The 25856-nt window shown below is 66.5% G+C and carries 21 protein-coding genes; 9 read left to right on the top strand and 12 right to left on the bottom strand.

Annotation, left to right across the window (positions count from 1 at the left end):
- The first annotated feature begins 400 nt into the window (after positions 1 to 400).
- From LPW26_RS23495 to LPW26_RS23460, 8 genes are all read left to right on the top strand, one after another.
- On the top strand, positions 401 to 1117 hold the full coding sequence (locus LPW26_RS23495; RefSeq protein ID WP_238738141.1) for a GntR family transcriptional regulator: 717 nt from the start codon (positions 401 to 403) through the stop codon (positions 1115 to 1117).
- Positions 1118 to 1165: 48 nt separating this feature from the next.
- A complete protein-coding gene (locus LPW26_RS23490) occupies positions 1166 to 2131 on the top strand; it encodes an ABC transporter substrate-binding protein (RefSeq protein ID WP_238738140.1) in 966 nt (321 codons plus the stop codon).
- A gap of 1 nt (position 2132) precedes the next feature.
- Complete coding sequence (locus LPW26_RS23485) at positions 2133 to 2888, top strand: ABC transporter permease (RefSeq protein WP_238738139.1); 756 nt, start codon at positions 2133 to 2135, stop codon at positions 2886 to 2888.
- Positions 2867 to 3670: an ABC transporter ATP-binding protein gene (locus LPW26_RS23480; protein WP_238738138.1), complete on the top strand. Its 804-nt coding sequence runs from the start codon at positions 2867 to 2869 to the stop codon at positions 3668 to 3670. Before LPW26_RS23485 ends, LPW26_RS23480 begins: the two co-directional genes overlap by 22 nt.
- 4 nt (positions 3671 to 3674) lie before the next feature.
- A complete protein-coding gene (locus LPW26_RS23475; protein WP_238738137.1) occupies positions 3675 to 4475 on the top strand; it encodes an ABC transporter permease in 801 nt (266 codons plus the stop codon).
- A gap of 198 nt (positions 4476 to 4673) precedes the next feature.
- A complete protein-coding gene (locus LPW26_RS23470; protein ID WP_238738136.1) occupies positions 4674 to 5339 on the top strand; it encodes a polysaccharide deacetylase family protein in 666 nt (221 codons plus the stop codon).
- On the top strand, positions 5336 to 6205 hold the full coding sequence (locus LPW26_RS23465) for a fumarylacetoacetate hydrolase family protein (RefSeq protein ID WP_238738135.1): 870 nt from the start codon (positions 5336 to 5338) through the stop codon (positions 6203 to 6205). Before LPW26_RS23470 ends, LPW26_RS23465 begins: the two co-directional genes overlap by 4 nt.
- A 52-nt stretch (positions 6206 to 6257) precedes the next feature.
- A complete protein-coding gene (locus LPW26_RS23460; protein WP_238738134.1) occupies positions 6258 to 7301 on the top strand; it encodes a 5-methyltetrahydropteroyltriglutamate--homocysteine methyltransferase in 1044 nt (347 codons plus the stop codon).
- Between the two features lie 55 nt (positions 7302 to 7356).
- Here LPW26_RS23460 and LPW26_RS23455 read toward each other — a convergent pair whose 3' ends face one another.
- From LPW26_RS23455 to LPW26_RS23420, 8 genes are read right to left on the bottom strand one after another with little or no spacing between them, the layout of a single operon-like run.
- The gene (locus LPW26_RS23455; protein ID WP_238738133.1) at positions 7357 to 8304 is read right to left on the bottom strand and encodes a hotdog family protein; all 948 of its coding nucleotides are present in this window, start codon (positions 8302 to 8304) and stop codon (positions 7357 to 7359) included.
- A gap of 11 nt (positions 8305 to 8315) precedes the next feature.
- Positions 8316 to 11624: an acetyl-CoA carboxylase family protein gene (locus LPW26_RS23450; RefSeq protein WP_238738132.1), complete on the bottom strand. Its 3309-nt coding sequence runs from the start codon at positions 11622 to 11624 to the stop codon at positions 8316 to 8318.
- A 58-nt stretch (positions 11625 to 11682) separates the two neighbouring features.
- The gene (locus LPW26_RS23445) at positions 11683 to 13395 is read right to left on the bottom strand and encodes an AMP-binding protein (RefSeq protein ID WP_238738131.1); all 1713 of its coding nucleotides are present in this window, start codon (positions 13393 to 13395) and stop codon (positions 11683 to 11685) included.
- Positions 13396 to 13423: 28 nt separating this feature from the next.
- A complete protein-coding gene (locus tag LPW26_RS23440) occupies positions 13424 to 14299 on the bottom strand; it encodes an ABC transporter permease (RefSeq protein ID WP_238738130.1) in 876 nt (291 codons plus the stop codon).
- Positions 14296 to 15252, bottom strand: a complete 957-nt coding sequence (locus LPW26_RS23435; protein WP_238738129.1) for an ABC transporter permease — start codon at positions 15250 to 15252, stop codon at positions 14296 to 14298. The genes LPW26_RS23440 and LPW26_RS23435 overlap by 4 nt, the downstream gene beginning before the upstream one ends.
- Before the next feature lie 28 nt (positions 15253 to 15280).
- A complete protein-coding gene (locus tag LPW26_RS23430) occupies positions 15281 to 16834 on the bottom strand; it encodes an ABC transporter substrate-binding protein (RefSeq protein ID WP_238738128.1) in 1554 nt (517 codons plus the stop codon).
- A gap of 20 nt (positions 16835 to 16854) precedes the next feature.
- Positions 16855 to 17883: an ABC transporter ATP-binding protein gene (locus LPW26_RS23425; protein WP_238738127.1), complete on the bottom strand. Its 1029-nt coding sequence runs from the start codon at positions 17881 to 17883 to the stop codon at positions 16855 to 16857.
- Entirely contained in the window at positions 17883 to 18938 is a 1056-nt protein-coding gene (locus tag LPW26_RS23420; RefSeq protein ID WP_238738126.1) for an ABC transporter ATP-binding protein, read from the bottom strand. The genes LPW26_RS23425 and LPW26_RS23420 overlap by 1 nt, the downstream gene beginning before the upstream one ends.
- A 290-nt stretch (positions 18939 to 19228) precedes the next feature.
- On the opposite strand from LPW26_RS23420, the gene LPW26_RS23415 reads away from it, so the two are divergent.
- Positions 19229 to 20026, top strand: a complete 798-nt coding sequence (locus LPW26_RS23415) for a GntR family transcriptional regulator (RefSeq protein WP_238738125.1) — start codon at positions 19229 to 19231, stop codon at positions 20024 to 20026.
- A 3-nt stretch (positions 20027 to 20029) separates the two neighbouring features.
- Here the strand turns inward: LPW26_RS23415 and LPW26_RS23410 are convergent, their stop codons facing one another.
- The 4 genes from LPW26_RS23410 to LPW26_RS23395 form a co-directional block, all read right to left on the bottom strand.
- On the bottom strand, positions 20030 to 20416 hold the full coding sequence (locus tag LPW26_RS23410) for a RidA family protein (protein ID WP_238738124.1): 387 nt from the start codon (positions 20414 to 20416) through the stop codon (positions 20030 to 20032).
- Positions 20417 to 20440: 24 nt separating this feature from the next.
- The gene (locus LPW26_RS23405; protein WP_238738123.1) at positions 20441 to 22780 is read right to left on the bottom strand and encodes an acetamidase/formamidase family protein; all 2340 of its coding nucleotides are present in this window, start codon (positions 22778 to 22780) and stop codon (positions 20441 to 20443) included.
- A 102-nt stretch (positions 22781 to 22882) separates the two neighbouring features.
- A complete protein-coding gene (locus LPW26_RS23400) occupies positions 22883 to 24124 on the bottom strand; it encodes an acetamidase/formamidase family protein (RefSeq protein ID WP_238738122.1) in 1242 nt (413 codons plus the stop codon).
- Between the two features lie 43 nt (positions 24125 to 24167).
- Positions 24168 to 25775, bottom strand: a complete 1608-nt coding sequence (locus LPW26_RS23395; RefSeq protein ID WP_238738121.1) for an amino acid ABC transporter permease/ATP-binding protein — start codon at positions 25773 to 25775, stop codon at positions 24168 to 24170.
- Positions 25776 to 25856: the final 81 nt, after the last annotated feature.

Raw genomic sequence — 25856 nt, 5'->3', positions numbered from 1 at the left:
CCAGGCGATATATCTCAACGCGCTCCTCGAGGCTGAGCTGGCCATAACATCGTCCCATCGCACCAACACCTTAGCAGGTGTTGCACTTGTTCCGTGAACTCAGGGGTGATCCAGTATTCCAGAGCGATGACTATTTAATCGCCGACGCTCTGCAATACTGGGTCGCCCGGACAAGCCGGGCGATGACCTGCGGAGGCGGGGAGAGACCATCCCGCATAGCTGAGAGCGGCTGATACTTCATCAAGCGCGAGACGGCGTACGCGTGCAGTGCAACTACGGCGCTGCACCATCGCACTATCAATTCGTGCGGGGCTCGCCCGCCTGATGCCCCCACGAAAATCGATTTTCGATTTTGATTGACGCTTAGCGGTATGATGTACATTCTTGCCGCATGAACGGGATGGGACTGCGCGTTTCAGAGACCGTCAGCGGTGGGCCACGAAGCCTGACGTCCGCGCTGCACGAGCGTCTTCGTGCCGACATTCTCGCGACCCGGCTGCTGCCGGGGCAGAAGATCAACATCGCCAGCCTCGCCAAACAGTTCGAGGTCAGCCTCGCCGCCGTTCGCGAGGCGCTGTCGCGGCTGACGGCCGACGGGCTGGTGCAGGCATCGGACCAGCGCGGCTTCCGCGTCACGCCGGTGTCGCTCAGCGATCTGTCCGACATCACGCGCACCCGCATCGATATCGAAGGTCTGGCGCTGCGCCGCTCGATCGAGTTCGGCGACGAGCGCTGGCTGATCGCCGTGCAGCAATCGTGGGAGGCGCTCAAGGCCGTGCCCGCACACGATCCCGACCAGGCGCCTGCGCATCACGACGAGTGGATGAGCCGTCACCGCGTGTTTCATCGCACGCTGGTGAGCGCCTGCGGCTCGCCCTGGCTGCTTGGCTTTCGCGACGTTCTGCACGAGCAGAGCGAGCGCTATCGCCGGCTGTCGATCCGGGGCGAGATCGGCAAGACGCGCGACGTCGAGGCCGAGCACGCCACCATCGTGGCGGCGGTGCTGGATCGCGACACCGAGGCTGCGGTGCGTGCGCTGGCGCTGCATTTCAGCGTCACCAAGGAATTCGTCGAGCTCGCGGCCTTTCGCATTGCGGAGGTGAGCGCGGCGCACTGATCGACCGGAGAAAACTCCGGCGACCGAACAACATTGGGAGGAAACACAATGAAGATGTCTCGCCGGCTGGCGCTCTCGTCACTCGCCGCTGCAGTCCTGTTCGCCGGTCCGGCGACCGCTGCCGAAACCATCCGGGTCGGCCTTCCCACCAAGACGTTCTGGCCGACCACCGTGGCCGAGACCGCCGTGCGGCAGAAGCTGTTCGAGAAGGAAGGGCTCAAGGCCGAACTGACGATCTATCGCAGCGGCGCCGAGACCTTCGAGGGCATGGCGGCCGGCGCCTCCGACATCATCCTCGATCCGCCGTCGCTGGTGTCGGCCGGCCGCAAGAAAGGCGTGATGTCGCGCGTCGTCGGCAACGCCACGATGGGCAATTTCGGCTGGCAGCTGATGGTGCCGGCCAAGTCGTCGCTGACCGTGAATGATCTGCAGGGCAAGAAGGTCGGTATCACCGCGGCCGGCTCCGGCTCCGATCTGCTGGCGCAGTGGACCATCCAGGACAAGAAGGTCGAATTCAACCGCGTGCCGGTCGGCGGCGGCGGCCTGGTACCAAACCTGCTCGCCGGCAATATCGACGCCGCCGTGGTGTATTCGCCGCTGAGCTTCCAGATCGCCAAGGCCGGCGAAGGCAAGACTATCCTGGACTACGCGACCGCGGTGCCGCCGAATCTCACTGCCGGATGGATCGTGCTCGACCGCTTCGCCGAGGCCAAGCCGCAGGTGGTGCAGAAGGCCCTCAACGCGCTGTATGGCGCCGTGCATTTCATGCGCGCCAACCGCGACGTCACCATCAAGCTGATCTCCGAGCTCTACGAGATGCCGGCGGAAATCGCCGCGCTCGAATACGAAAACACCATCATGAAGCTCGAGACCGACGGCAACATGGCCGCCGCCAACGTGCCCGCCGCGGTGCAGCTGTCGCTGGACCTCGCCCGGCTCGGCGGCCTCAAGGATCTGGTGCCGGTCGAGGACGTGATCTCGACTAAGTTCAAGCCGGTCCCGACCAAGCCGTAACATGGCGAGCAAACTCTCCATCCAGCTGACCAGGATCGCCATCGTGGTGGCGATCCTGGCGCTGTGGGAAACGCTGTCGCGCACCGGCCTCGTCAACCCGCGGCTGCTGCCGCCGGCGTCCGAGACCTTCGCGACGCTGCTCGACCTGTTGCAGCGCGCCAGCGTGCAGAAGGATCTGATGGTGACGGGCAGCGAAGTGCTCACCGCCTTCGCGCTCGCGGTGCCGGCCGGCGCCATCATCGGCCTGCTGATGGCGGAGAACCGCTATTTCGGCGAGGTCGCGAGGCCGCTGCTGTTCTTCGCTTTCAGCATCCCAAAATCGATCTTCCTGCCGATGTTCATTCTGGTGTTCGGCGTCGGCTTTGCCCAGAAGGTCGGGTTCGGCTTCTTCTCGACGATCTTCATTGTCATCATGTCGACCGCCACCGCCGTCGAGTCGGTCAAGGTCGAGCACCTCACCGTGGCACGCTCCTATGGGGCGACGCCGGCGCAGACCGCGCTGCGGGTCTATCTGCCGAGCATGCTGCCGGTGCTGCTCGAAGCACTACGGATCGCGATGATCTTCAATCTCACCGGCGTGATCCTGGCCGAGATGTACGCCTCGCCCGACGGCATCGGCCATCAGATCGCGATCTGGGGCGAGAACTTCCAGATGAAGCAACTGCTCGCCGGCGTTGTCATGGTGGCGGTGATCGCCATGACGTTCAACGAACTGATCAGATGGGTGGAAACGCGATGCAGCCATTGGCGAACGTGACACCGCTGCGACCGGCACGCGCCGGCGCCATCGACGTGCGCAATGTCGGCCAGGTGTTCAAGACGCGCTCGCAGGACATCGTCGCGCTCGACGACGTCTCGCTGACCGTCAAGCCGGGACGCTTCGTGGTGCTGGTCGGGCCGAGTGGCTGCGGCAAGTCGACCCTGCTGATGATGATGGCCGGGCTGCGCCGGCAGACCAGCGGCACCATCCTCATCAACGGCGCGCCGATCACCCAGCCGGACCCGAACCGCGTCGGCGTGGTGTTTCAGGAAGCCAGCCTGTTTCCATGGCTGACGGCGGAAGAGAACGTCGAATTCCCGCTCAGCCTGCGCGGCGTCACCAAGGCCGAGCGCCGCGCCAAGGCGCAGGATGCGCTGAAGCTGGTCGGGCTGGAGAATTTCGGCAAGCGTCACCCGCACGAGCTCTCGGGCGGCATGAAGCAGCGCGTCTCGATCGCGCGCGGCATGGTGCAGGATCCGCCGGTGCTGCTGATGGACGAGCCGTTCGCCGCGCTCGACGAGCAGACCCGGATGACGATGGGCGACGAATTGCTGCGGATCTGGGCCGCGACCGGCAAGACCGTGGTGTTCGTGACGCACAGCCTGACCGAGGCTGTGTATCTCGCCGACGAAGTCATCGTGATGTCTGCGCGACCCGGCCGCATCGTCGATCACCTCGAGGTGCAGCTGCCGCGTCCCCGAACCTACGAGATGCTGAGCGGGGACGCGTTCGGTGCGCTGCGCGACCAGATCTGGCGCCACATCCGTAAATCGGCCTGACCCGATGCGCGCCGCTACGCTTCGCCGTCTGATCGTCCTCACGCTGCTGGTGCTGTGGGAGCTGTTGCCCCGCAGCGGCCTGATCGCCGAGCTTTTCCTGCCGCCGCTGTCCAAGACGCTGGTCGCCGGCTGGACCGACGCGGCCGAATACGGCCATGCGCTCGCGGTGACGCTGTACGAGGTGGCGATCGCCATGATCATCGCCTGCGGTGGCGGCATCGGGCTTGGCGCCGTGATCGGCAGCCTGCGCGGTCCGCGCATCCTGCTGATGCCGATGGTCTCCAGCCTCTACGCGGTGCCGCTGGTGATCCTGTATCCGGTGTTCACCGTGTGGCTCGGCATCGGGTCGGAATCCAAGATCGCCTTCGCGGCGATCTACGGCCTGCTGCCGACGATGCTATCGACGGCCGCCGGCATCCAGACCATCGATCCGCAACTCATCGTCGCGGCGCGCAGCATGGGCGCGACGCCGAGCCAGCGGCTGCTCCGCGTCATCATCCCGGCCGCGATCCCGACCGTGCTGTCGGGGCTGCGCGTCGGCGGCGCGCTGGTGATCGTCGGCGTCGTCGTCTCCGAGATGCTGATCTCGTCCGCGGGCATCGGCTTCCTGATCTCGCGCTATCGCACCGTGCTCGACAGCCCGCACGTCTTCGCCGGGGTGCTGCTGGTGCTGGCCATCACCGTCGCGTTCAGCGCCGGCGTGCGCTGGATCGAGCGCAAGGCCGCGATCTGGCAGACCGGCACCCGCGGCGGCCAGAGCGCAGCCGACGACGTCAGCGACGGCCGGCTGCAGCCGGCGACGTGAAGGCTGACCGCAGATGCAGTCGAGAATATTGGGGACTGTCGTCTCAACTCGTCATGCCCGGCCTTGTGCCGGGCATCCACGCCTTGCTGACGAACCTGCAGAAAAGGCGTGGATGGCCGGGACAAGCCCGGCCATGACGAAGCTCATTGCTATTTGGGCGAGCCGTCCCGCGTTTTGGTCAAGCTTGAAGGAGATTCCGTGTTCGACCTGACCCTTTCGTTCGACAACGGCCCCGAACCCGGGGTCACCGAGCCGGTGCTCGACATCCTGCGCGAGCGCGGCCTGAAGACGACCTTCTTCGTGATCGGTGAAAAGCTCGCCGACCCGGCGCGCCGCGCGCTCGCCGCGCGGGCGCATGCCGAGGGCCACTGGATCGGCAACCACACCTACACGCACGGCATCCCGCTCGGGCAGCAGACCGATCCCGCCACTGCGGAAGCGGAGGTCGGCCGCACACAGGCGGCGATCGGCGAGCTTACGCATCCGCAGCGCTGGTTTCGGCCGTTCGGCGGCGGCGGCAATCTCGACGACCGGCTGCTCAAGCCATCGGTGGTCGATCATCTGGCGCGCCATCACCACAGCTGCGTGCTGTGGAATGCCATCCCGCGCGACTGGGACGATCCGGACGGCTGGGTCGATCGCGCGCTGGCACAGTGCCGCGCGCAGCCCTGGACGCTGATCGTGCTGCACGACCTGCCGACCGGCGCGATGGCTCATTTGCCACGTTTCCTCGACGCCGCGCAGGCCGAGGGCGCCGTCTTCCACCAGGACTTCCCGCCCGCCTGCGTGCCGATCCGGCGCGGCGCGATCGCACTTCCCATCGACCTCTACGTATCCTCGATCGAACAAGGCAGCACCTCATGAAGATCGCGAGTTTCACCGCCGCCGGCCGCGCCGGCTACGGCATCGTCAGCGAGGCGGGACTTATCGACGCCGGCAAGCGGCTGACGGCCTATCCGACGCTGAAATCATTGCTTACCGCCGGTGCGCTCGGCGAATTGCACAAATTGGCGGGCGAACGCGCCGACTACGCGATGGCGGACGTCGAGCTGCTGCCGACGATCCCAGATCCGGACAAGATCTTCTGCATCGGCGTCAACTACGCCAGCCACCTGGCCGAGAGCGGCCATCCGACGCCGCCGCATCCGATGATCTTCACCCGCTTCGCCAACAGCCAGGTCGGCGCCGGCCAGCCGATGATCCGCCCGCTGGAGTCTGAACGCTTCGACTACGAAGGCGAGATGGCGGTCGTGATCGGCCGCGGCGGCCGCCGCATCGCGCGCGACGCCGCGCTCGGTCATGTCGCCGGCTATGCCTGCTACAACGACGGCAGCATCCGCGACTGGCAGCGCCACACCTCGCAATTCGCGCCCGGCAAGAATTTCGCCGGCACCGGCGGCTTCGGCCCATGGATGGTGACGACGGATGAGCTGACCGACATCAGCCGGCAGACGCTGATCACCCGGCTGAACGGCCAGGAGGTCCAGAAGGCGCCGATCTCCGATCTGGTGTTCGATGTGCCGGCGCTGATCGCCTACTGCTCGACCTTCACCGAACTCGCCCCCGGCGACGTCATCGTCACCGGCACCACCGGCGGCGTCGGCGCCTACCGCACCCCGCCGCTGTGGATGAAGGGCGGCGACGTCGTCGAAGTCGAAATCACCGGCATCGGCACCCTGCGCAATCCGGTGATCGACGAGACCTCGGCGGCAGCCAGCCGCGCTGCCTGAGCGCAGCATCGGCGGCTCCACGACAACAACAAACAACAACAAGGACCATCGCATGCCCATGCCGTCGCATCTGCTGCCCACCACCGTGGTCGGCAGCTATCCGCAGCCGGACTGGCTGGCCAATCGATCGCTACTATCTGGATCGGTGCCGCGCACCCGTCTGCACGAGCTGTGGCGGGTGCCGGCGGAGCATCTGCCGGAGGCGCAGGACGACGCCACGGTGGTGGCCATCCGCGACATGGAGCGGGCCGGCATTGATATCGTCACCGATGGCGAGATCCGCCGCGAGAGCTACTCCAACCGTTTCGCCACGGCGCTCGAAGGCATCGACGCCGACAACCCGGCGATCATCGTGGCCCGCACCGGCAACGCCAAGACGCCGGTGCCGCGCGTGGTCGGACCGGTGCGGCGCACACGGCCGGTCGAACTGCACGACATGCAGTTCCTGCGCAGCAACACCGATCGGGCCGCCAAGATCACGTTGCCGGGCCCGTTCACGATGAGCCAGCAGGCCGTGAACGAATACTACAAGGACGAGGAAGAACTGGCGATGGCGTTCGCCGACGCGGTCAATGCCGAGGCGCGCGAGCTGCAGGCGGCCGGCGCCGACGTGATCCAGCTCGACGAACCCTGGGTACGCAACAATCCGGACGTCGCCAAGCGCTATGCCGTCAAGGCCATCAACCGCGCGCTGCAGGGCATCACGGTGCCCACGGTGGTGCATCTGTGCTTCGGCTACGCGGCGGTGGTGCCGGGCTCGAACAAGCCGGCCGGCTATTCGTTTCTGGCCGAACTCGACGACACCATCGCGGACCAGATCTCGATCGAAGCGGCGCAGCCGAAGCTCGATCTCGGTGTCCTGAAGGATCTGTCGTCGAAGAAAATCATGCTCGGCGTGCTCGACCTCTCCGATCCCGCGGTGGAAAGCGTCGACACCGTCGCCGGCCGCATCCGCGACGGCCTCAAATACGTTGCTGCCGACCGTCTCGTTCCCGCGCCGGATTGCGGCATGAAGTACATGCCGCGCGCGACCGCGTTCGGAAAACTCAAAGCGATGTGCGACGCCGCGCGCATGGTGCGCGCCGAACTCGGCTGACGGCGCCGCGGCGGCCGGCCGGCGGCCACCGCGGCGGCGGTGTCCGCCTGCCGCGCTACGCCCCCGGCTTCAGCGCCGCGTATTCCTGCTGATAGGCCGCATAGGACTCTTTCAGGATCGCCGAGTTGAGCAACATGGTGGCGACCAGGCGGCCGCTGCTGTCGAACGCTTCGGTGCGCGCCCACAGGCTTTCGGTGCGTTTGCTGCCCGACAGCGCGACGACCTTGCGCTGGATCCGGTAGCTCTCGCCGACGAACAGCGGGCCGGCGATCAGCCGGATTTCCTGATCGGCGAACAGGCCGACAGCCGGGCCGCGCACCGGCAGGCCGTCCTGTTTGCTGACGTGCTGGAACAGTACGCTGAGCATCTCCATCGGAATGATCGGCCGCCCCCATGGCGACGACGCGTGATAATACGGCGACGGCTCGGTGATCACCTTCAGCTTGTCGGCCAGCGAGAACGGATAAAGCTCGCCCATGTGCTGGTCGGCATCCATCTTCACGGTCTGCGGCGTGGTGACCATGCCGACCGTGACGTCGCGCAGGATCACCGCGTCGGTGAGCGGCTTCAACTCGGTCAGCCGCTGATCGAGCGCCGAGGGCGGCGCATCCGCGCCGACCGACGCGCTGCCGCGCAGCACTTCGGTGCCGTCGCGCTTGACCATGCGGATCGACGTCGAGCGCGCACCAGACGACGGCTTGTCGACGATCGCCTGGACGTCCTGGCCCTCGAAAGTCGCGTTGCGATAATGCGCCGAGAGGCAGCCAGTCTCGAACCACGCCTTGCCCCACAGCCGCTCGCACAGCGGTGCGAACTGGCTGAAATGCGTCGGCCCTTCGATCGTGCCGCCCTTGAAGCCGAGCTTCTGTGCGGTGGCGTCGTCGTGGATCGACGCGTGCGAGTCGTAGACCTGCGCGTGCAGCATCTGCCGCGGCTGCCGCCACGGTCCGACCAGCGCGGCGCCGGTGTCGTCGATCGGCGTGTTGAAAGCCGCTGTGCTCATTGCTTGCTCCATTACCAGGTGTCGACGCAGGGCCGCTTGCGTTCGGTGCGTTCCGGCGGGGTCGGCACCGAGCGCAGGCCGGCCATGATCCAGCGCCGGGTTTCGGCCGGGTCGATCACGTTGTCGATCTCGAACACCGACGCGATCGAGGTCGCCTTGCCGTTGGCGTACATCTCGGCGACCTTGTTCTTGTAGTAGGTCTCGCGCTCGACCGGATCGGCGATCGCCTCCATTTCCTTGCGGAAACCGAGCCGGACATAGCCTTCCAGCCCCATGCCGCCGAACTCACCGGTCGGCCACGCCGCGGTGAAGAACGAGGCGTGGAAGCCGCCGCCGATCATCGACTGCGCGCCGAGGCCGTAGCCCTTGCGCAGCACGATGCCGAACAGCGGCACCGTCAAGCTCGCACCAGTGACGAACATCCGCGCGACGTGGCGGACGATCGCGGTCTTCTCGGCTTCGGGGCCGACCATGAAGCCGGGAGTATCGCACAGCGACACGATCGGAATGTCGAACGCGTCGCACAGTTGCAGGAAGCGCGCCGCCTTGTCGCCGGCCGGCGCGTCGATCGCGCCGCCGAGATGCTTCGGATTGTTGGCGATCAGCCCGAACGGCTTGCCCTCGATCCGGATGAACGCGGTGATGATGCCGACGCCGAAGTCGCGGCGCAGCTCAAGCACCGAATCCTCGTCGGCAATCAGTTCGATGACGGCGCGGATGTCGTAGACCCGCAGGCGATTTTCCGGGATCGCGCGGCGCAGCAGCCGCTGATCCGCCGCGCGCCAGTCGGCGATCGGTCCCTGGAAGTAGGACAGATATTTCTGCGCGACCCGGGTCGCCTCTTCCTCGTCCTCGACCAGAATATCAACCACGCCGTTCGGCGACTGGAACGACACCGGGCCGACTTCGGCCGGGTGATACACGCCGAGCCCGCCGCCCTCGATCATCGCCGGGCCGCCCATGCCGATCGAGGCATTTTGCGTCGCGATGATCACGTCGCAGCAGCCCAGCATCGCGGCGTTGCCGGCGAAGCAATAGCCGGACACGACGCCGACCACCGGCACCAGACCCGACAGCCTGGCGAACTGCACGAAGGACGGACCGTCGAGGCCGGTGAGGCCGAGCCGGTCGGTGTCGCCCGGACGGCCGCCGCCGCCCTCGGCGTAGAACACCAGCGGGAGCCGCCATTGCTCGACCAGCGTCAGCATGCGGTCGATCTTCTTGTGGTTCATGTGGCCCTGCGTGCCGGCCAGAACCGTGTAGTCGTAGGAGATCACCATGCAGCGCGCGTCGTGCTCGCCGAACTGCTTGGCGTTCACCGTCGCGACGCCGGCGACGAGGCCGTCGGCGGGCGTGTTCTTGATCAGGTCGTCGAGCGCGCGGCGGCGGCGCTGGCCGGCGATCGCCAGGCTTCCGTATTCCATGAAGGAGCCGTCGTCGACCAACTGCGCGATGTTCTCGCGCGCGGTGCGCTGATTGGTCTTGCGTCGCCGCCCGACCGAATCCGGGCGGTTCTCGTCGAGCGTATTGCCCTGCCGTGCCATCACCTCGGCGAGGTCGGGACGGATATGGTCGAGATCGATCTCGGCTTCCTCGGCCGCCTGGTCGCCCTCGACGTCGAGCGGTTCGAGATACAGGATCGCCTCGCCCTGCATCAGCGTCACGCCGTCGGCGGTGACGATCCGGCGGATGCGGCCGCCCTGCTCGGCCGCGACCAGATGCTCCATCTTCATCGATTCGAGCACGGCGAGCTGTTGCCCCGGCCGCACCACGTCGCCCTCCGCGACGGTGATCGCCACCACGGTGCCCTGCAGCGGCGCGACGATCGACACCGCGCCCTCGGGCACAGCCTCGGCCGCCGCCTTGGCGCCGCCCTGCTGAGCGTCGCCGCCCGGCAGCGCGACCAGCGTCCCCGCGTAGTTGGCTGCGGCTGCAACGAGGTCGGCAACGTTGCGGTCGATGAACGCCGTGCTGACGCGATCGGCCTTGAAGTCCGGATGGGCGAGGATCGCCTGCAGCAGTGAACTATTGGTGTCGACGCCGGCGATCCGGAACTCACGCAACGTGCGCGCCGCCTTTGCGACCGCATCCGGCCATTGCCCGGACGCGTGCACGATCACCTTGGCGAGCAGCGAGTCGAACGCCGCGCTCGTCTTGTAGCCGGCATAGCCGAACGTATCGACACGCACGCCCGGTCCCGCCGGCGGTTCGAACACGCTCAGCGTGCCACCGCTCGGACGCGTAGCGCCGCTCGCGTCCATCGTCTCCATGTTGACGCGGAGCTGAATCGCGAAGCCGCGCGGACGCGGCACGCTCGCCTGATCGAGTCCGAGCGACTTGAGCGTCGCGCCGCCCGCCACCGCGATCTGCGAGCGCACCAGATCGACGCCGAGTACTTCCTCAGTCACAGTGTGCTCGACCTGCAGCCGCGGATTGGCCTCGATGAACGCGAACGCGCCGTCGCCGTCGCCACCGTCGCCATCGACCAGAAACTCGAACGTGCCGAGACTGTCGTAGTTCGCCGCCTTCGCCAGCTTCACGGCCGATTCGAGGATGCGCGCCCGCAGCACGTCACTCAGCGACGGGCTCGGCGCGATCTCGACCAGCTTCTGGTTGCGGCGCTGGATGGTGCACTCACGCTCCCACAGATGGCTGATAGCACCATGCTGATCGCCGATGATCTGCACCTCGATATGCCGCGCATTGCGGATCAGCCGTTCGGCATAGACGCCGTCACTGCCGAACGCCGCCTTGGCTTCGGACTGACAGCGCGCGTAAGCTTCGCCGAGATCCTCGGCGCGTTCGACCACGCGCATGCCGCGGCCGCCGCCGCCGGCCATCGCCTTGATCATCACTGCGGCGTTGTCACCGAGCGAGGCGAAAAACGCCTGAACGTCGTCGAGCGTCGACGGTCCCTTCGTGCCGGCAATGATCGGCACGCCGGTTTTCGTCGCCAGTTGCCGTGCCGCAACTTTGTCACCGAATAGCCTCAAGGCTTCGGGCGACGGACCGATGAACCGGATACCTTCCTCGGCGCAGCGCCGGGCGAGATCCGCGTTCTCGCTGAGGAAGCCGTAGCCGGGATGCAGCGCGTCGCATTGCGCCGCCTTGGCGGCTTCGATCACCGCCTCGATGTCGAGATACGCCCGCGCTCCGCGTCCCGGAATCTCACGCGCTTCGTCGGCGATGCGCAGATGCAGCGACGCGGCATCATCGGCCGGATAGATCGCCACACTGGCGAGCCCGGCATCGGCCGCAGCCCGCGCGATACGGATCGCGATCTCGCCGCGATTGGCGATCAGCAATTTACGAAACGACATGCGACTTTCCTCATCCCCAATCATCAGCAGCGGCGTAGCGCCGCCACTGTGGCGCGCTTCAGCGCGCGTTGGCGTCCAGTTCCTGCTTCTTCACTTTGCCGGTCGCGGTCATCGGCAAAGCGTCGATGATCCGGATTTCCGGCACCTTGTAGACCGCCATCCGCTCGGCACACCATGCCTGCAGCTCGGCCGGCGTGATACTGCCTTCCGCCTCCGGCTTGAGCTGGATAAAAGCGACCGGCACCTGCCCCTTGCCCGGGTCATCGCGTCCGACCACGCCCGAGCCGAGCACTTTCGGATGCTGACCGAGCAGCGCTTCGATCTCCGGCGGAAACACGCTCATCCCCTTGACCTTCAGCATCTCCTTGCGCCGGCCGAGGAAGTGCAGAAAGCCCTGCGGATCGATGGTGCCGATGTCGCCGGTGCGCAGCCAGCCGTCGACCAGCGACTGCTCCGTCGCCTCCGGCTTGTTCCAGTAGCTCTTCAGCAGCGACGGCGTCCGCACCCGGATCTCACCCTCGCCGCCGAGCGGCACCAGCTCGCCGGTCTCAAAATCGGTGATCTTGAACTCGGCGCCCGGCACCGGCAGGCCGACGAAGATCGGCTGCGACGTCAGATCGAAATCATCGTCCTGGAAGCCGACCGTGAAGGTGTTGGACGTATGGGTCTCGGTCATGCCCCACGACGCCTCGGTGAGGATCGTCCCGTTGAGATCCTTCCACCGCTTGCGATAATCGGGATTGAGCTTCTTGACGAACGAGACCACCCGCACCTGCTTGAGCGAGGACAGGTCGAACTCCTTGAAACGCGGGTGATCCATCAGTTCGACCGCGCCGTCCACCGGCATCGCGGTGACGCCGACCTTGTAGCGGTCGATCGCCGACAGCACGCCGAGCGCATCCCAGCGCGCCAGCAGCACCAGCGTGGCGCCAGCGAACAGCGGGAAGATCAGCCCAAAATTTTCGCCGGCGATCCAGAACTCGGGAAAGAACGACAGAAACACGCTGCGCTCGTCGGCGACGACCGAGATGCCGTGATTGGCCGCGGCGGTGTACACCATGTCGCCTTGGGTATGGACGCAGCCCTTCGGCATGCCGGTGGTGCCGCCCGTGTAGTTCAGTGCCGCGACATCGTCGAGCGACGCTGGTGGCAGCGGCTCCGGCGTCGGCATGGCCGCCAGGGTCGGCAGCAGATCGGTCGCGCCGGCGACCGCGACACGCGGCCCGCCGACCGAGTCCGGCACCGGGATCGTCGGTGCCGCCGGGATCACGTCGGCGAAGCTGGTGACGATCACTTCGCGCAGCTTGGTCTCGCCGCGCACCTGATCGACCACCGAAGCGAGCTGATCGAGCGCCACGATCACTTCGGCGTCGGTGTCGTTGAGCTCGTAGGACAGCTCGAACGCGCGCGACAGCGGGCTCACCGGCACATGGATCGCGCCGAGCTTGAGGATGCCGAAGAACACGATGTGGAACTGCGGGCAGTTCGGTAGGAACACCGCAACGCGGTCGCCCTTGCGCACCCCCTTCTGCATCAGCAGCGCAGCGAAGCGGTCGCTGAGCTGATCGAGCTCACTGTAGGTCGTGACGTGGCCGTAGAAGATCACGGCGGGACGCTCCGGCGCCCGCTTCGCCCAGGCGCGCAGATATTCGCTGAGCGCGATCTCGCCGTGCGGATATTGCGGCTTGGTCGGCAGTCCTTTCGGCCAAGCCTTGGCCCACAGATCGTGCAGGGTCGCGAGATAGTCGGCTTCGGTCACGCTGGCGCTCATGTCGTCGTCCTTGTTATTCTTGCTTGTCTCAATTGCGCTTCATCGTCGGGTCGAGCGCGACCCGCAGCGATTCTCCCAGGGTGTTGTAGGCGAGCGCCGTGAACAGAATCGCCAGCCCGGGCGGATACATCTGCTCCGGCGCGATCTCCATGTTCTGGTACGCGCGCGCCAGCATCGCGCCCCAGCTCGGATCCGGCGGCTGGATGCCGAGACCGAGGAAGCTGAGGCTCGCTTCGGCCAGTAGCGCAGCGGCGAGCAGCAGCGTCACCTGCACGATCACCGGCTGGATCGCATTCGGCAGCACGTGCCGCCACAGGATGCGTCCGGTCGAGCCGCCGAAGCAACGCGCGGCGTCGACATAGAGCTCGTGCCGCACCACCAGCGTCCGCGCACGCACCAGACGAGCGAGCTGCGGCGAGAACACGATGCCGACCGAGATCATGCCGTTGGTGAGTCCGATGCCGAGCGCGCCGGTGACGGCGATCGCCAGCACGATGGCGGGAAACGACAGAAAGCTGTCGATCACGCGGCTGATCACGGTGTCGACCCAGCCGCCGAGATAGCCGGCGAGCACGCCGACCGGCACACCGATCAGCACCGCGATCGCCACCGCCAGGAAGCTCGCATACAGCGACGCCATGCCGCCATAGATCAGCCGGCTCAGCGTATCACGCCCGAGATCGTCGGCGCCGAGCCAGTGTTCGGCCGACATCGGCGCCAGCGCGGCGTCGACGTCCTGCGCCAGGGGATCGTAGGGCGACAGCCACGGCGCCAGCACCGACACCACGAACAACACGAGCAGAAACGTCAGGCTGATCGCGCCGCGAATGTCCGACGCAAACCAGCGCGCGAACTTGCGCATCCGCCGCGGCCGGTGCGGCGCCGTCATCGCCAGATCGGTCATGAGGCGATCCTCGGATCGAGTACGCTGTAGAGGATATCAGTCAGCAGATTGAGCGACACCACGATCAGCACCATGGTGAACACCACGCCCTGCACCACCGGGAAGTCGCGATGCATCGCGGCGTTGACGATCAGGCCGCCCATCCCTGGAATGGCGAAGACCGCCTCGACCACCACGGTGGCGGCCAGCATCCGGTTCGCCAGCAGGCTGATCACGGTGAGCAGGTTGACGCTGACGTTCTTGAGGCCGTGGCGCCACAGGATCGACGACGGCGGCAGTCCCTTGGCGTGCAGCGTGCGGACCTGCTGCGACGACAGGATCTCGACCAGCGACGAGCGGAGTTGCCGCGCCACTTCGGCGATGCCGCCGGAGGCGAGCGCCACTGCCGGCAGAATGGCGTGACTGAGCGACGCCCAGGGGTCCTTGAAGAACGACACCGCGCCGGTCGCCGGCAGCCAGCCCAGCTGCAGCGAGAAGAACGCGACCAGCAGCATGCCGAGCCAGAAATTCGGTACCGCGACGCCGAGCGACGCGATCGCCATCACGGTGCTGTCGATCCACGAGCCCGGCTTGGTCGCCGCCGCAATGCCGAGCGGCACGCCGACGATCAGCGCCGTCAGCAGCGCCAGCACCACGATCAGCAGCGTATGCGGCAGGCATCGCTGAATCGAAGTCAGCACCGATTCGTTCGACACCAGCGAATTCGACAAGTCGCCCTGTACGGCCTTGCCGAGCCAAGAGCCGTATTGCAGCAGGAACGGCTGGTTTAGCCCGTAGAGTTCGCGGATCTCGGCGATCCGCTGCTCCGAGGCGTTGTCGCCGGCGAGCGTCACTGCGACGTCGCCCGGCACCAGCTTGAGCAGGCCGAACACGATGAAGGTGGACAGCACCACCACCGGAATCGCCTGCAGCAGCCGGCGGCCGATGATGTGAAGTCGTGCGGCATTCAACATGGGCTCGATCCGGCTCGGCGCCTGCGTGTCATGCCAGGGAGATGTTTTCGAACTTCGGCTTGCCGAGCAGATTGGGCTTGAAGCCCTTCACCTTCGCCGACAACGCATCGAGCTCGAACTGGAACGCCAGCGGCGCCGACAGCGCCTGCTCGACGGTGATGCGCTGAATCTTGGCGAACACTTCGGCCCGCTTGGCGAGGTCCTCGCTGGCACGGCTCTCCTGGATCAGCTTGGACAGCTCCGGATCCGCGGTGCGCCCGGCGTTGTAGTAGGCGCCTTTGTCGAAGCCGAGCCCATAGGTCATGCTCGGATCGGGACGTCCGGTCCAGGCCGAGACCAGGAGATCGAACTTCTTCTCCTGCGCAAAGAATTGCGCGCTGATCTCCGCGATCGTGCCGCGCGTGAACTTCACGCGGATGCCGGCCTTGCCGAGCTGGTCCTGGATGACTTCGCCGCGGCGCACCGAATCCTGATCGGTGTAGCCGCCGATCGTCAGATCGATGCCGTCCTTGTAGCCGGCCTCGGCCAGCAGTTGCTTTGCCTTGGCGATGTCGTGCGGATAGGTGTTGGCAACCTCCTTGTTGAAGGCCCAATGCGAGCTCGGCAGCGTCATCCGCGCCGGCTCGCCGAGGCCGCTCAGCGCCGCCTTGACGAAGGTGTCGCGATCGAACGCGAAGTTGATCGCCTGACGGACCTTGAGATTGTCGAGCGGCGCGCGAGCGTAATTGAAATACACCTGAATGCAATACAGCGTCGGCGAACTGACCAGGGTCAGATCCTTGGCGCGTTCGATCACCGGCTTGAGGCGGGCCGGCAACTGGAACGCCATGTCGTTCTGACCGGCCACCACCGAACGCAGCGCCGTGGCATTCTCCGTGATGATGTTGAATTCGATGCCGTCGAGATAAGGCCGGCCCTTGCGCCAATAGTTTTCGTGCCGCGTCACCACGATGATCTCGTTGTCGTTCCAGCGCACGAGCTTCCACGGTCCGGCGCCGACCGCCTTGCGATCGGTCTCGTTGCCCAGCGCCTTGAGATTAGTCGGCGACGCCATCATGCCGGCGCGGTCGGACAAAATTGCTGGCAGTGACGTATCCGGATTCTTCAGTTTCAGCTTCACCTGCAGCGGCCCGCTGACCTCGATCGACTCGATGCTGGCGAGATCCGGCTTGATGTTGGAGCGTTGATCGGAGCGGTTGCGATCGAGGTTGAACTTCACCGCCTCCGCGTCCATCGGCGTGCCGTCGTGAAACTCAATGCCGGGCGTGATGTCGAGCACCATCGTAGTGGCGTCGGGATACGACCATTTCGCCATGCCGGGCTTCGGCTTCAGCGTTTCGTAATCCCACTCCACCAGCGTGTCGTACATCGTCCAGAGTATGCTGTGATCAGAGCCGGCGCCGCCGGTCGCCGGATCGAGCGACGACGGGTTGGCTGGCGCCGCGACCTTCAGTACGCCGCCCTTCTTGGGCTCCTGCGCCAGCGCCGGCAGGCCGAGCGCACCGGCCGCGACGCCGCCGCCGATCAGCGCCAGAATGTCACGGCGCCGCAAGGTTCGTCCGCCCAGATCGAATACGCGCATAGTTGTCCTCCCGATCGTGATTATGATGCGGCTTGCGCCGGCTGGTTGTTTGGCGGCGGCCCATCGGCCGTGGCGAAATGGCAGGCGACGCGATGCCCGGGGCGAACCTCGCGCCAGGCCGGCACGTCCTCCGCGCAGCGCGGCTGCACCGACGGACAGCGCGTGCGAAAGCGGCAGCCCGACGGCGGCGCGACCGGGCTCGGGATCTCGCCTTCGAGGATGATGCGACGATCGACCCGCAGATGCGACGGCAGCGGAATCGGCTCCGCCGACAACAACGCTCGCGTATAGGGATGCATCGGCCGCTCGATGACGGCTTCGGCGGGCCCGAGCTCCATCAGCTTGCCGAGATACGTCACCGCGATCCGGTCCGAGATGTGCGACACCACTGAGATGTCGTGGGTGATGAACACGTAGGTCAGGCCGAACTCGCGTTGCAGATCGGCAAACAGGTTGAGCACGTCGCCGCGGATCGAGACGTCGAGCGCCGCCACGACCTCGTCGCAGACGATCACCTTGGGCCGCAGCATCAGCACCCGCGCAATGTTGACGCGCTGCTTCTGTCCGCCGGACAGTTGGTGCGGATAGCGATCCGCCGCTTCGGCCGCGAGCCCCACCCGCTCGAGCATCGCGACACCACGTCGCCGCCGAGATGCGGCGTCGCCTTCGCGGAGAATTTCGAGTGGCTCGACCACGCTGTCGATGATCGTCATCCGCGGATTGAGCGCCGCGTTGGGATCCTGAAAGATGATCTGGTAGTCGCGTCGATGCTGGCGGAAAGCCCGCGCCCCGAGTTTTTCGGGGTCGGTTCCGTCGTGCAGGATCTGCCCCTCGGTCGGCGGCAGGAGCGACACCAGCGCGCGACCGAGCGTGGTTTTGCCGGAGCCGGATTCGCCGATCACCCCGAAGGTCTCGCCGGCCTGCACGTCGAAATCCATGCCGTCGATCGCCTTGACGGTGTCGCGGCCGTCGCGCGACGGAAACAGGATACGCAGATCGCGCACCGCCAGGATTCCGGCTTCGGACACATCGGGGCGAGGAGCAGCCATCAGTTCACCGCTCCCGGCAGGACGAGGTCGGCCGCGCGCCAGCAGCGTGCGGCATGATCCTGCGCCAGCGCGATCATGTGCTGCTCCTGCTCGCAGCCCGGCGCCGCGTGCGAACAGCGCGAGCGGAAACGGCAGCCGGCCGGCATCGCCTGCGGCGACGGCACGCGGCCCGGGATCGAGGCGAGCACGCCGCGGCGCTTGCTCAAGCCGGGCAGCGAGCGCAGCAACCCCGAGGTGTAGGGATGGCGCGGGCGCGTCAGCACGTCGTCGACCGGCGCGTCCTCGACCACCTGGCCGGCGTACATCGTGATCATGCGGGTGCACGTCTCGGCGACGACGCCGAGGTCGTGGGTGATGAAGATCAGCGCCGTGCCGGTGCGTTCGCTCAGCGACCGCAACAGATCGGTGATCTGGGCCTGCACGGTGACGTCGAGCGCCGTGGTCGGCTCGTCGGCGATCAGCAGCTTCGGCTTGCAGATCAGCGCCATGGCGATCATCACGCGCTGGCGCATGCCGCCGGAGAGCTGGTGCGGATACTCGTCGCAGCGCCGCTCCGGCGCCGGAATGCCGACCTCGCGCAGCGCCGCGATCGCGCGTTCGCGGCCTTCCGATTTGCTGACCGGAAAATGGACCCGATAGGCCTCGCTGATCTGATCGCCGACCGTGAACACCGGATCGAGCGCGCTCATCGGCTCCTGGAAGATCATCGCGATGTCGCGGCCGCGCACGGCCCGCATCCGCCGCGGCGAGAGGTTGAGGAGATCGGTGCCGTCGAACAGCACGTCGCCCTCGATTCGAGCCGATTGCGTCGGAAGCAACCGCAGCAGCGACAGCCCGGTCACCGTCTTGCCGCAGCCGCTCTCACCAACCAGTCCGACGCGCTCGCCTGGCGCGATGGAGAAACTCACATTGCGCGTCACCGGCAGCGCGCCCTGCGCGGTGGTGAACGACAGCGATAGATTGCGCACGTCGAGCAACGGCTGCGCCGCCGCAACCGGGCGCGCATGCGGCGACGAGTTGGGCCGCGGCGCTTGGGGTTCGACCAGCGCCGTCATTCGGCGCGACAATTCTGAGAAGGAAGGAAGCAGCACGATGGACGCGGCGAGCAACCGACGACGACAACGCCGTCTACATCGGCCTTCAAGCCTGACCGGACAAGCGCCGGCGCTTTGGTGATCGCCATCATCATCCTCCCGTCCGCAGCTGAGGGCCGCGGTTCGTCGCGTTTTCGGCTTGGCGCCCATTGGACGCGACGCCGCAATCAAACGGCACCAATTGTCGATTGTCAACAATTGACGATCGCGCTACTTTGTCCCGCGCCACGGAAGCACCGACGGAGGATGTTTTGGCAGCGACGTATCGCAGTCCATCGGCTGCGAAGCAGGGCCACACCGAGCGGCGGTTCGCGCCGCGGACGCTGCCTGATCAGGTGGCGGAAGAGCTCGGAGCCGAGATCGTGTCGGGCCGTCGCAAGGCCGGCGAACGACTCGTCGAGCTGGATCTGGCACGGGACTTCGGCGTCAGCCGCGGCCCGATCCGCGAGGCGATCCGCATTCTCGAGCGGCGGCGGCTCGTCGAATTGCTGCCGCGGCGCGGCGCCTATATCAAGCCGGTGTCGCTGAAATCCGTCGCGGATCTGTTCAATGTCCGCACTGCGCTGTCGGCGCTGGCGGTACGCACCATGGCGACGTCGCCGGTCGAGAGCTACATCGACACGCTGGCGCGGCGTTGTGACGAACTGAAGGCACAGGTCGACATCGACGATCCGATGGGGTTTGCGCGGACGACGACGCGCGCGGTCAAGACGATCGCGCGCGGCTCCGGCAACGACCTGCTGGTCGAGCTGCTGACCGACCTCGCCAATCAGACGGTGTGGACGATGATCTGGAAATCGCCGCTCGATTACCAGACGCGGGACATCCGGTTGATGTCGGCCAACCTGATGGCGTCGACCTTGAAGGCGATCCGGCAGCGCAAGCCGAACGCCGCCGAGACGCATTTCCGTCAGTTGCTGGAAGGCGACCGCGACCGGGCGCTGGCGACATTGTCCGAGATTCGCGGCGAAGCCTTCGACTTCAGCGCGCAGGCTCGCGCCGACGCGCCCGACGCTGCGCTGCAGACGCCGGCCGCACGGCCCGCCTAATTCTCACTGCGGCCGACGACAGACCAGATCGATCTCGATCAACGCGTCGTAAGCCAGCCCGGTGACGCCGACGCAGGTGCGCGCCGGCAGCCGATCTTGCGGGAAGTAGCCGCGATAGGTCTCGTTCATCTCGGCGTAGTCGCGTTTGAACTCGGTGAGATAGATCCGGCTCATCACGATGTGCTCGAGGCCGAGGCCGACGCCGGCCAGCACGACGCGCAGATTTTCCATCACCGCGCGGGTCTGCGCCGCGATGCCGTCCGGCAGGACGCCCGGGGTCTGCGGCGTATCGGGCATCTGGCCGGTGACGAACACGAAGCCATCGGTTTCGACGGCGTGGCTGAACGGCGCGACCGGCTTCGGTCCGCCGGAGATCATGTGGAATTTCAAGAAAGGCCTTTCGTGAGATGAAGATCAGGCGCGCGCGTCGGCGAACACCTGTTTGCTGAGGATGGCGTGGACGCCCCAATTGCCGTCCACCACCTGGGTGACGCCGAAATCGACCGCGACCGACATCAGCGCGATCGCCTCGTCCTCGGTCAGTCCCTTGATGCTCATCAGGAAGCGCCGCATCTTGCGAAACGCGTCCTTCATGGCGAGATCGAGCGACGAGGTCGCATAGACCTCGCTCTGGCCCTTGGCGCCGAATTCTGCCAGATAGTTCGGGTGGCTGAATCCCATCAGCACCCAGTCGGTGGCGGTTTCAATCAGCGGATAGGTGAGATCGGCGAACGGCTTGTCGGCGAACTCGCCCTTCTTGTGCAGGATCACCTCGAAGGTGCCGGTCATCGAACATTCGATCGCGGTGCCACCAAGCTCGCCATCGCCCTGCGCGGCGTGCGGATCGCCGACCGAGAGCAGCGCACCCGGCACCGACACCGGCAGATAAATCGTCGACCCCTTGCCGAGCCGCCAATTGTCGAGATTGCCGCCGAAGTAAGCGGGCGGCACCGAATCGACGAAATCGGCCTCACGCGGGGCCAGCGCGATCACGCCGAAATGCGGCCGCAGCGGAATCCGCACGCCTTCGAGCACATAGTGGCGGCGCCGCACCGACGACGGCTGCACCGGCACGCCCGGATAGTCGTAGGTCGCATGAACGGTGCCGAACGGATCGACCTGCGGCGCCCAGCGATACGAATACGCGGCGCGCGCATAGGGCGCCGCGTCGTCGTTGAAGATCTCGTAGATCGTCACCGCCTCGTGGGCGTGCTGCTCGGCGAGAAACTCCTTGTAGTGATAGCCCCACCACGCCGCGACGCTGCTGCCGAACACCCGGCCGTCGAAGTCGGGATTGCGGCTGGCGCGCGGCACGATGTCGAGAATGCGGATTTCGAGTACATCGCCCGGCTGCGCGTCCTTCACGGCGACCGGTCCGGTGCAGATGTGCACGCCAAAGCCTTCGCCGGCGCCGCGGCCGTAGATCGAGGCGTCGATCGGGCCGGCGCCGCGGCGGTCGACGTTCTTCTGATCGTGCGTCCAGTGAAACACGCTCTCGGCGCCGGCATCGCCGAGGATCATCCGCTCGGGATCGTCGGAGGCGTGCTGCGTCAGCGTCTCGATCGTGATGGTGTCGCCCGAGGCGATCTCGATCTGCGGCGCCAGCGAGCGGCTGAAGTAACCCCAATGCACTTTCGATGCGTCGGCGCCAAGGTGGTGATGCTGCGGCATGGTCTCAGCGCCGAACGACGGCGCCGGGAAGTCGGCGGCGGGCCGGCGCATCGCCGTTGCGGCCGGCTGATTGCGCAGCTGCACCAGCGCCTGCTGCGGCCAGCCGCGCTGGGCGGTGGCGGCCGCGGTCGCGGCGTGACGCTCCGCTTCGGCCTGCCGATACTCGCGCGGCGACACGCCGAAGCGATGGCGGAAGGCGCGGCTGAAATGCGCCGAATCGTTGAAGCCGGCGCGGAACGCGATCTCGGAGATCGAATGATGCGCCTGCGCCGGACTAGCCAGATCCGCGCAGGTCCGCTGCAGTCGGCGCTCGCGCAGATAATGCGTGAAACTGGAGCCGGTGCCGCCGAACAGCTTCTGCAGATAGCGCTCCGAGATGCCCTCGGCGGCAGCGACTTTCGCCGGTGTCAGATCCGGATCGTCGAGCCGGCGCTCGATCGCCTGACACAGTCGCTGCAACGTCGCCGCCTTGCTGGCGGTGCCGGCATTGAGATCAGTCGTTGCCGGGGGCTGACGCATCAGCGCCGGCAGCAGATCGGCGAGGCCCTGGGCGGCCGCCGGCCACTCGGCATCGGAGAGCGTTTCGAGATGCCGCGCGGCGGACTCCATCATGCGAACGAACAGCTCGCCGAAGCCGCTCGGCGCGATCTGCTGAACCTCCGCGATCCGCGGCGGAACGGTTGTCCGGCTGCGCGCGGCGTCGCATGCCACCGACAGCACCACCGCGCGGAGGTCGCGCGGAAACGACAGGCTCCAGCCGCTCGCCCGCGGCAGCAGCAACAAATGCCCGGCGGCGACGATCTGATGGCCTGTGGCGGTCTTCAGGGAGACGCCGTCCTCGAGCGGCAGCAACACCAGCGGGTGATCGCCATGCGCATCCGCGTGAGCCGTCACCGCTTGCGGCCCGGCCGCCAGCGTGGCCAGCATGACGCCTTCGGAACTGCGCCGCACCGCCATGGCGTGCCCGGCGTGACTGGTTGCGGCAGCGGACGGCTGCAAGCCGAGCGACGCGAGCACATCCCGCCAGGCTTCCGGGCGCTCGCCTTCGCAATACGACTCGCTGGAATAGGGACGCAGACTCATGGCTCGACCTTCATGGTCGAAACCAAGCAACCCCCGTGCCATCCCGAAGCAGACGGCGCACTGTCCGACCACCATCCGGCTCATCGCGACGCCGCGGCCCGCTTAGTCGCAGCGGAATACATTCTTGCGGATGGTGCCGTGCACGCCCCAGTTGGCATCCACCACCTGGGTGACGCCGAAATCGGCGCCGACCGACATCAGCGAGATCGCCTCGTCCTCACTGAGCTTATGCACCGTCATCAGGAAGCGCCGCATCTTGCGGAAGGCGTCGCGCATCGCGCGCTCGAGGCTGGAGTGGTTGGCGATGTCGAGCTGTGCATTGGCGCCGAGCTCGGCCAGATAGTTCGGATAGGTGAAGCCGTAGACCGACCAGGCATCCGGCGTCTCCAGCATCGGATGGGTCAGGCCTTCGAGCGCGGTGCCGCCGAGGTCGTTCTTCTTGTGCAGTATGAATTCGAAATCGCCGGTCAGCGAGGTCTCGATCGCGGTGCCGCCGAGTTCGCTGTCGCCCTGCGCGGCGTGCGGATCGCCGACCGAGAAGAACGCGCCCGGCACCGCGACCGGATAGTACATCTTGGCGCCCTTGCCGACCCGCCAGTCGTCGATATTGCCGCCGGTGTAGCTCGGCGGGATCGAGGACACGAAGTCCTCCTCGGATGGTGCCAGCCCCATGGTGCCGAAATGCAGCCGGGCCGGCAGCTTGACGTTACTCAGAATGTTCTCGCGCTTGATGATGGTGCGGTGATCGACCGGCACGCCCGGATAATCGATGGTCGGATGCACGATGCCGTCCGGATCGGTCTGCGGCGTCCAGACGTAGTTGTAAACCGCCCTGGCGAACGGCTCCCCCGAGGTGTCGAGCTCGAAGATGGTGATCACCTCGCGCGGCTTCGGCTCCTCGATCAGGTCGTGGTAGTGAAAACCCCAGTTCGCCGCGACATTGGAGCCGAAACATTTGCCGGCGTGGCAGGCCTTGCAGGCCGGCCGCGGCCGGACATCGAGGATGCGGACTTCCAGCACGTCGCCCGGCTCGGCGCCTTCGATCGCCACCGGGCCGGTGAGCAGGTGCACGCCGACGCCTTCGCCGGAGCCGCGGATGAACGGCCCTTCGGTCGGGCCGGCGCCGCGGCGGACCATCGCCTTGTGCTCGCGGGTCCATTTGAACACGCTTTCGGCGCCGGGATCGCCCTCGATCATGCGCTCGTAATCGTCGTTCGCGTGATGCGTCAGCGTTTCGATGGTGGCGCGGTCGCCGGACTTCAGCGTCAGAGCCGGCGCCACCACCTTGCTGAAGTAACCCCAGTGGACGGTCTTCGGCGACACCGGGAGAAGATGATGCTTCATGCTGAGATCCTCGACGGGAAGAAAGTGAGAGAGTGGAGCGGATTCACGAGACTTCGGCCTCCATCGCTTTGAGGAAGCGCTGCGCGACCGGATTCTTCGGATGATTGAGGACCTGGTCGGCTGGGCCTTCTTCGATGATAGCCCCGCCGGCGAGCAGCACGACGCGGTCGGCGACCTCGCTGGCGAACCGCAATTGATGCGTCGAGATGATCATGGTGAGGCCGTCTTCGACCGCGAGGCGGCGGATCACTTCCAGCACTTCGTTGATCAGTTCGGGATCGAGCGCGGAGGTCGGCTCATCCAGCAGCAGCACGCTGGGATTCGGCGCGATGGCGCGGGCGATGGCGACGCGCTGCTGCTGGCCACCGGACAGATGCCGCGGCAGCGCATCGGCGCGGTGCGACAGCCCGACCCGTTCCAGCAGTTCGAGCGCGCGGCGCTCGGCTTCGGCCGGCGCGACGCCGTGCACCCAGCGCAGCGGGCCGGCGATATTCTCCTTGGCGGTGAGATGACCGAACAGATTGAACTGCTGAAACACCATGCCGACGCCGACTTCGGCGCGGGCCTGCGCGGCCATCCGCGGCGACAGCGGCGTGCCGAGATGGTTGAAGCCGAGCCGGCGGCCGCCGACCTCGATGGTGCCGTCGTTCCACAATTCGAGATTGTTGATACAACGCAGCAGCGTGCTCTTGCCGGAGCCCGAGGGGCCGAGCAGCGCGATGACTTCGCCATTGCGAACGGTGAGGTCGACGCCGTCGAGCACGTTGTTGGCGTCGTAGTTTTTGCGCAGCGATTTCACCGCCACGGCCACGTCGTTGTGGACCAGCGTCTTGGCGCGCTCGGCGCGATCGGCGCGGCTTTGAGCCACGCGCGGCGGCGGCAGTTCGGCGACGCCGCCGTCCGGCAGGATTTCCGGCGCGGGCGCGCGGCCCTGCAGCGGATCGTCGATACCCTGGGCACGATACCAGGGCAGGAAGCGCATCAGCTTGACCTGCTTGGAAGTGCGGTCGAGATCGAACAGCCACTCCAGGAAGATCTGCAGCGCCGAGATCGCGGTGGTCAGCAGCAGATAGATCAGGCCGGACGCAAAGAAGATCGAGAAGAAATCGAACGTCGAGGACGCCAGCTGCGTCGAGCGCAGCGTCAGCTCCTGCACGGCGATGACCGAAGCCAACGATGAGTTCTTCAGCGCGCTGACGGCCTCGTTGCCGAACGCCGGGATCATGGTGCGGATCGCCTGCGGGGCGATGATCCGGCGCATCAGCACGCCGGGCGTCATGCCGAGCGCCTGCCCGGCGAGGATCTGGCCCTTCTCGACGCCGAGCACGCCGGCGCGTAGCATCTCGGCGATGAACGGAGCTTCGTTACAAGCCAGCGCGAGACCGGCAGCCAGGATGGCCGGCAGCTTGATGCCGATATGCGGCAGCGCGTCGTAGGCAAACACCATCTGCAGGATTAGCGGCGTGCCGCGGAAGATGACGGTGTAGATCCGGGCGGCGGACGACAGCAGCGGAAAGCGGCTGAGCTGCATCGCCGCCAGGATCGTCCCGAGGATCAGTCCGCCGCCGAGACCCAGGGCGGTGACCTGAAGCGTCACCTCGATGCCCTGGATCATGTACGGCATGCTGAGATAATGGAGGAAGAGCTCCATGGCGGACTATCCTAGCTTTGTAGGGTGGGGCAAAGCCCGCCCCCCCCAGCCCCCCCCAAAGGGGGCGGGGTTGGGGGGTGG

The sequence above is a fragment of the Rhodopseudomonas infernalis genome (genome assembly GCF_022271405.1).
In the GTDB taxonomy this organism is placed as follows: Bacteria; Pseudomonadota; Alphaproteobacteria; order Rhizobiales; family Xanthobacteraceae; genus Rhodopseudomonas; species Rhodopseudomonas infernalis.
This window is presented reverse-complemented; position numbering and strand designations above follow the sequence as displayed.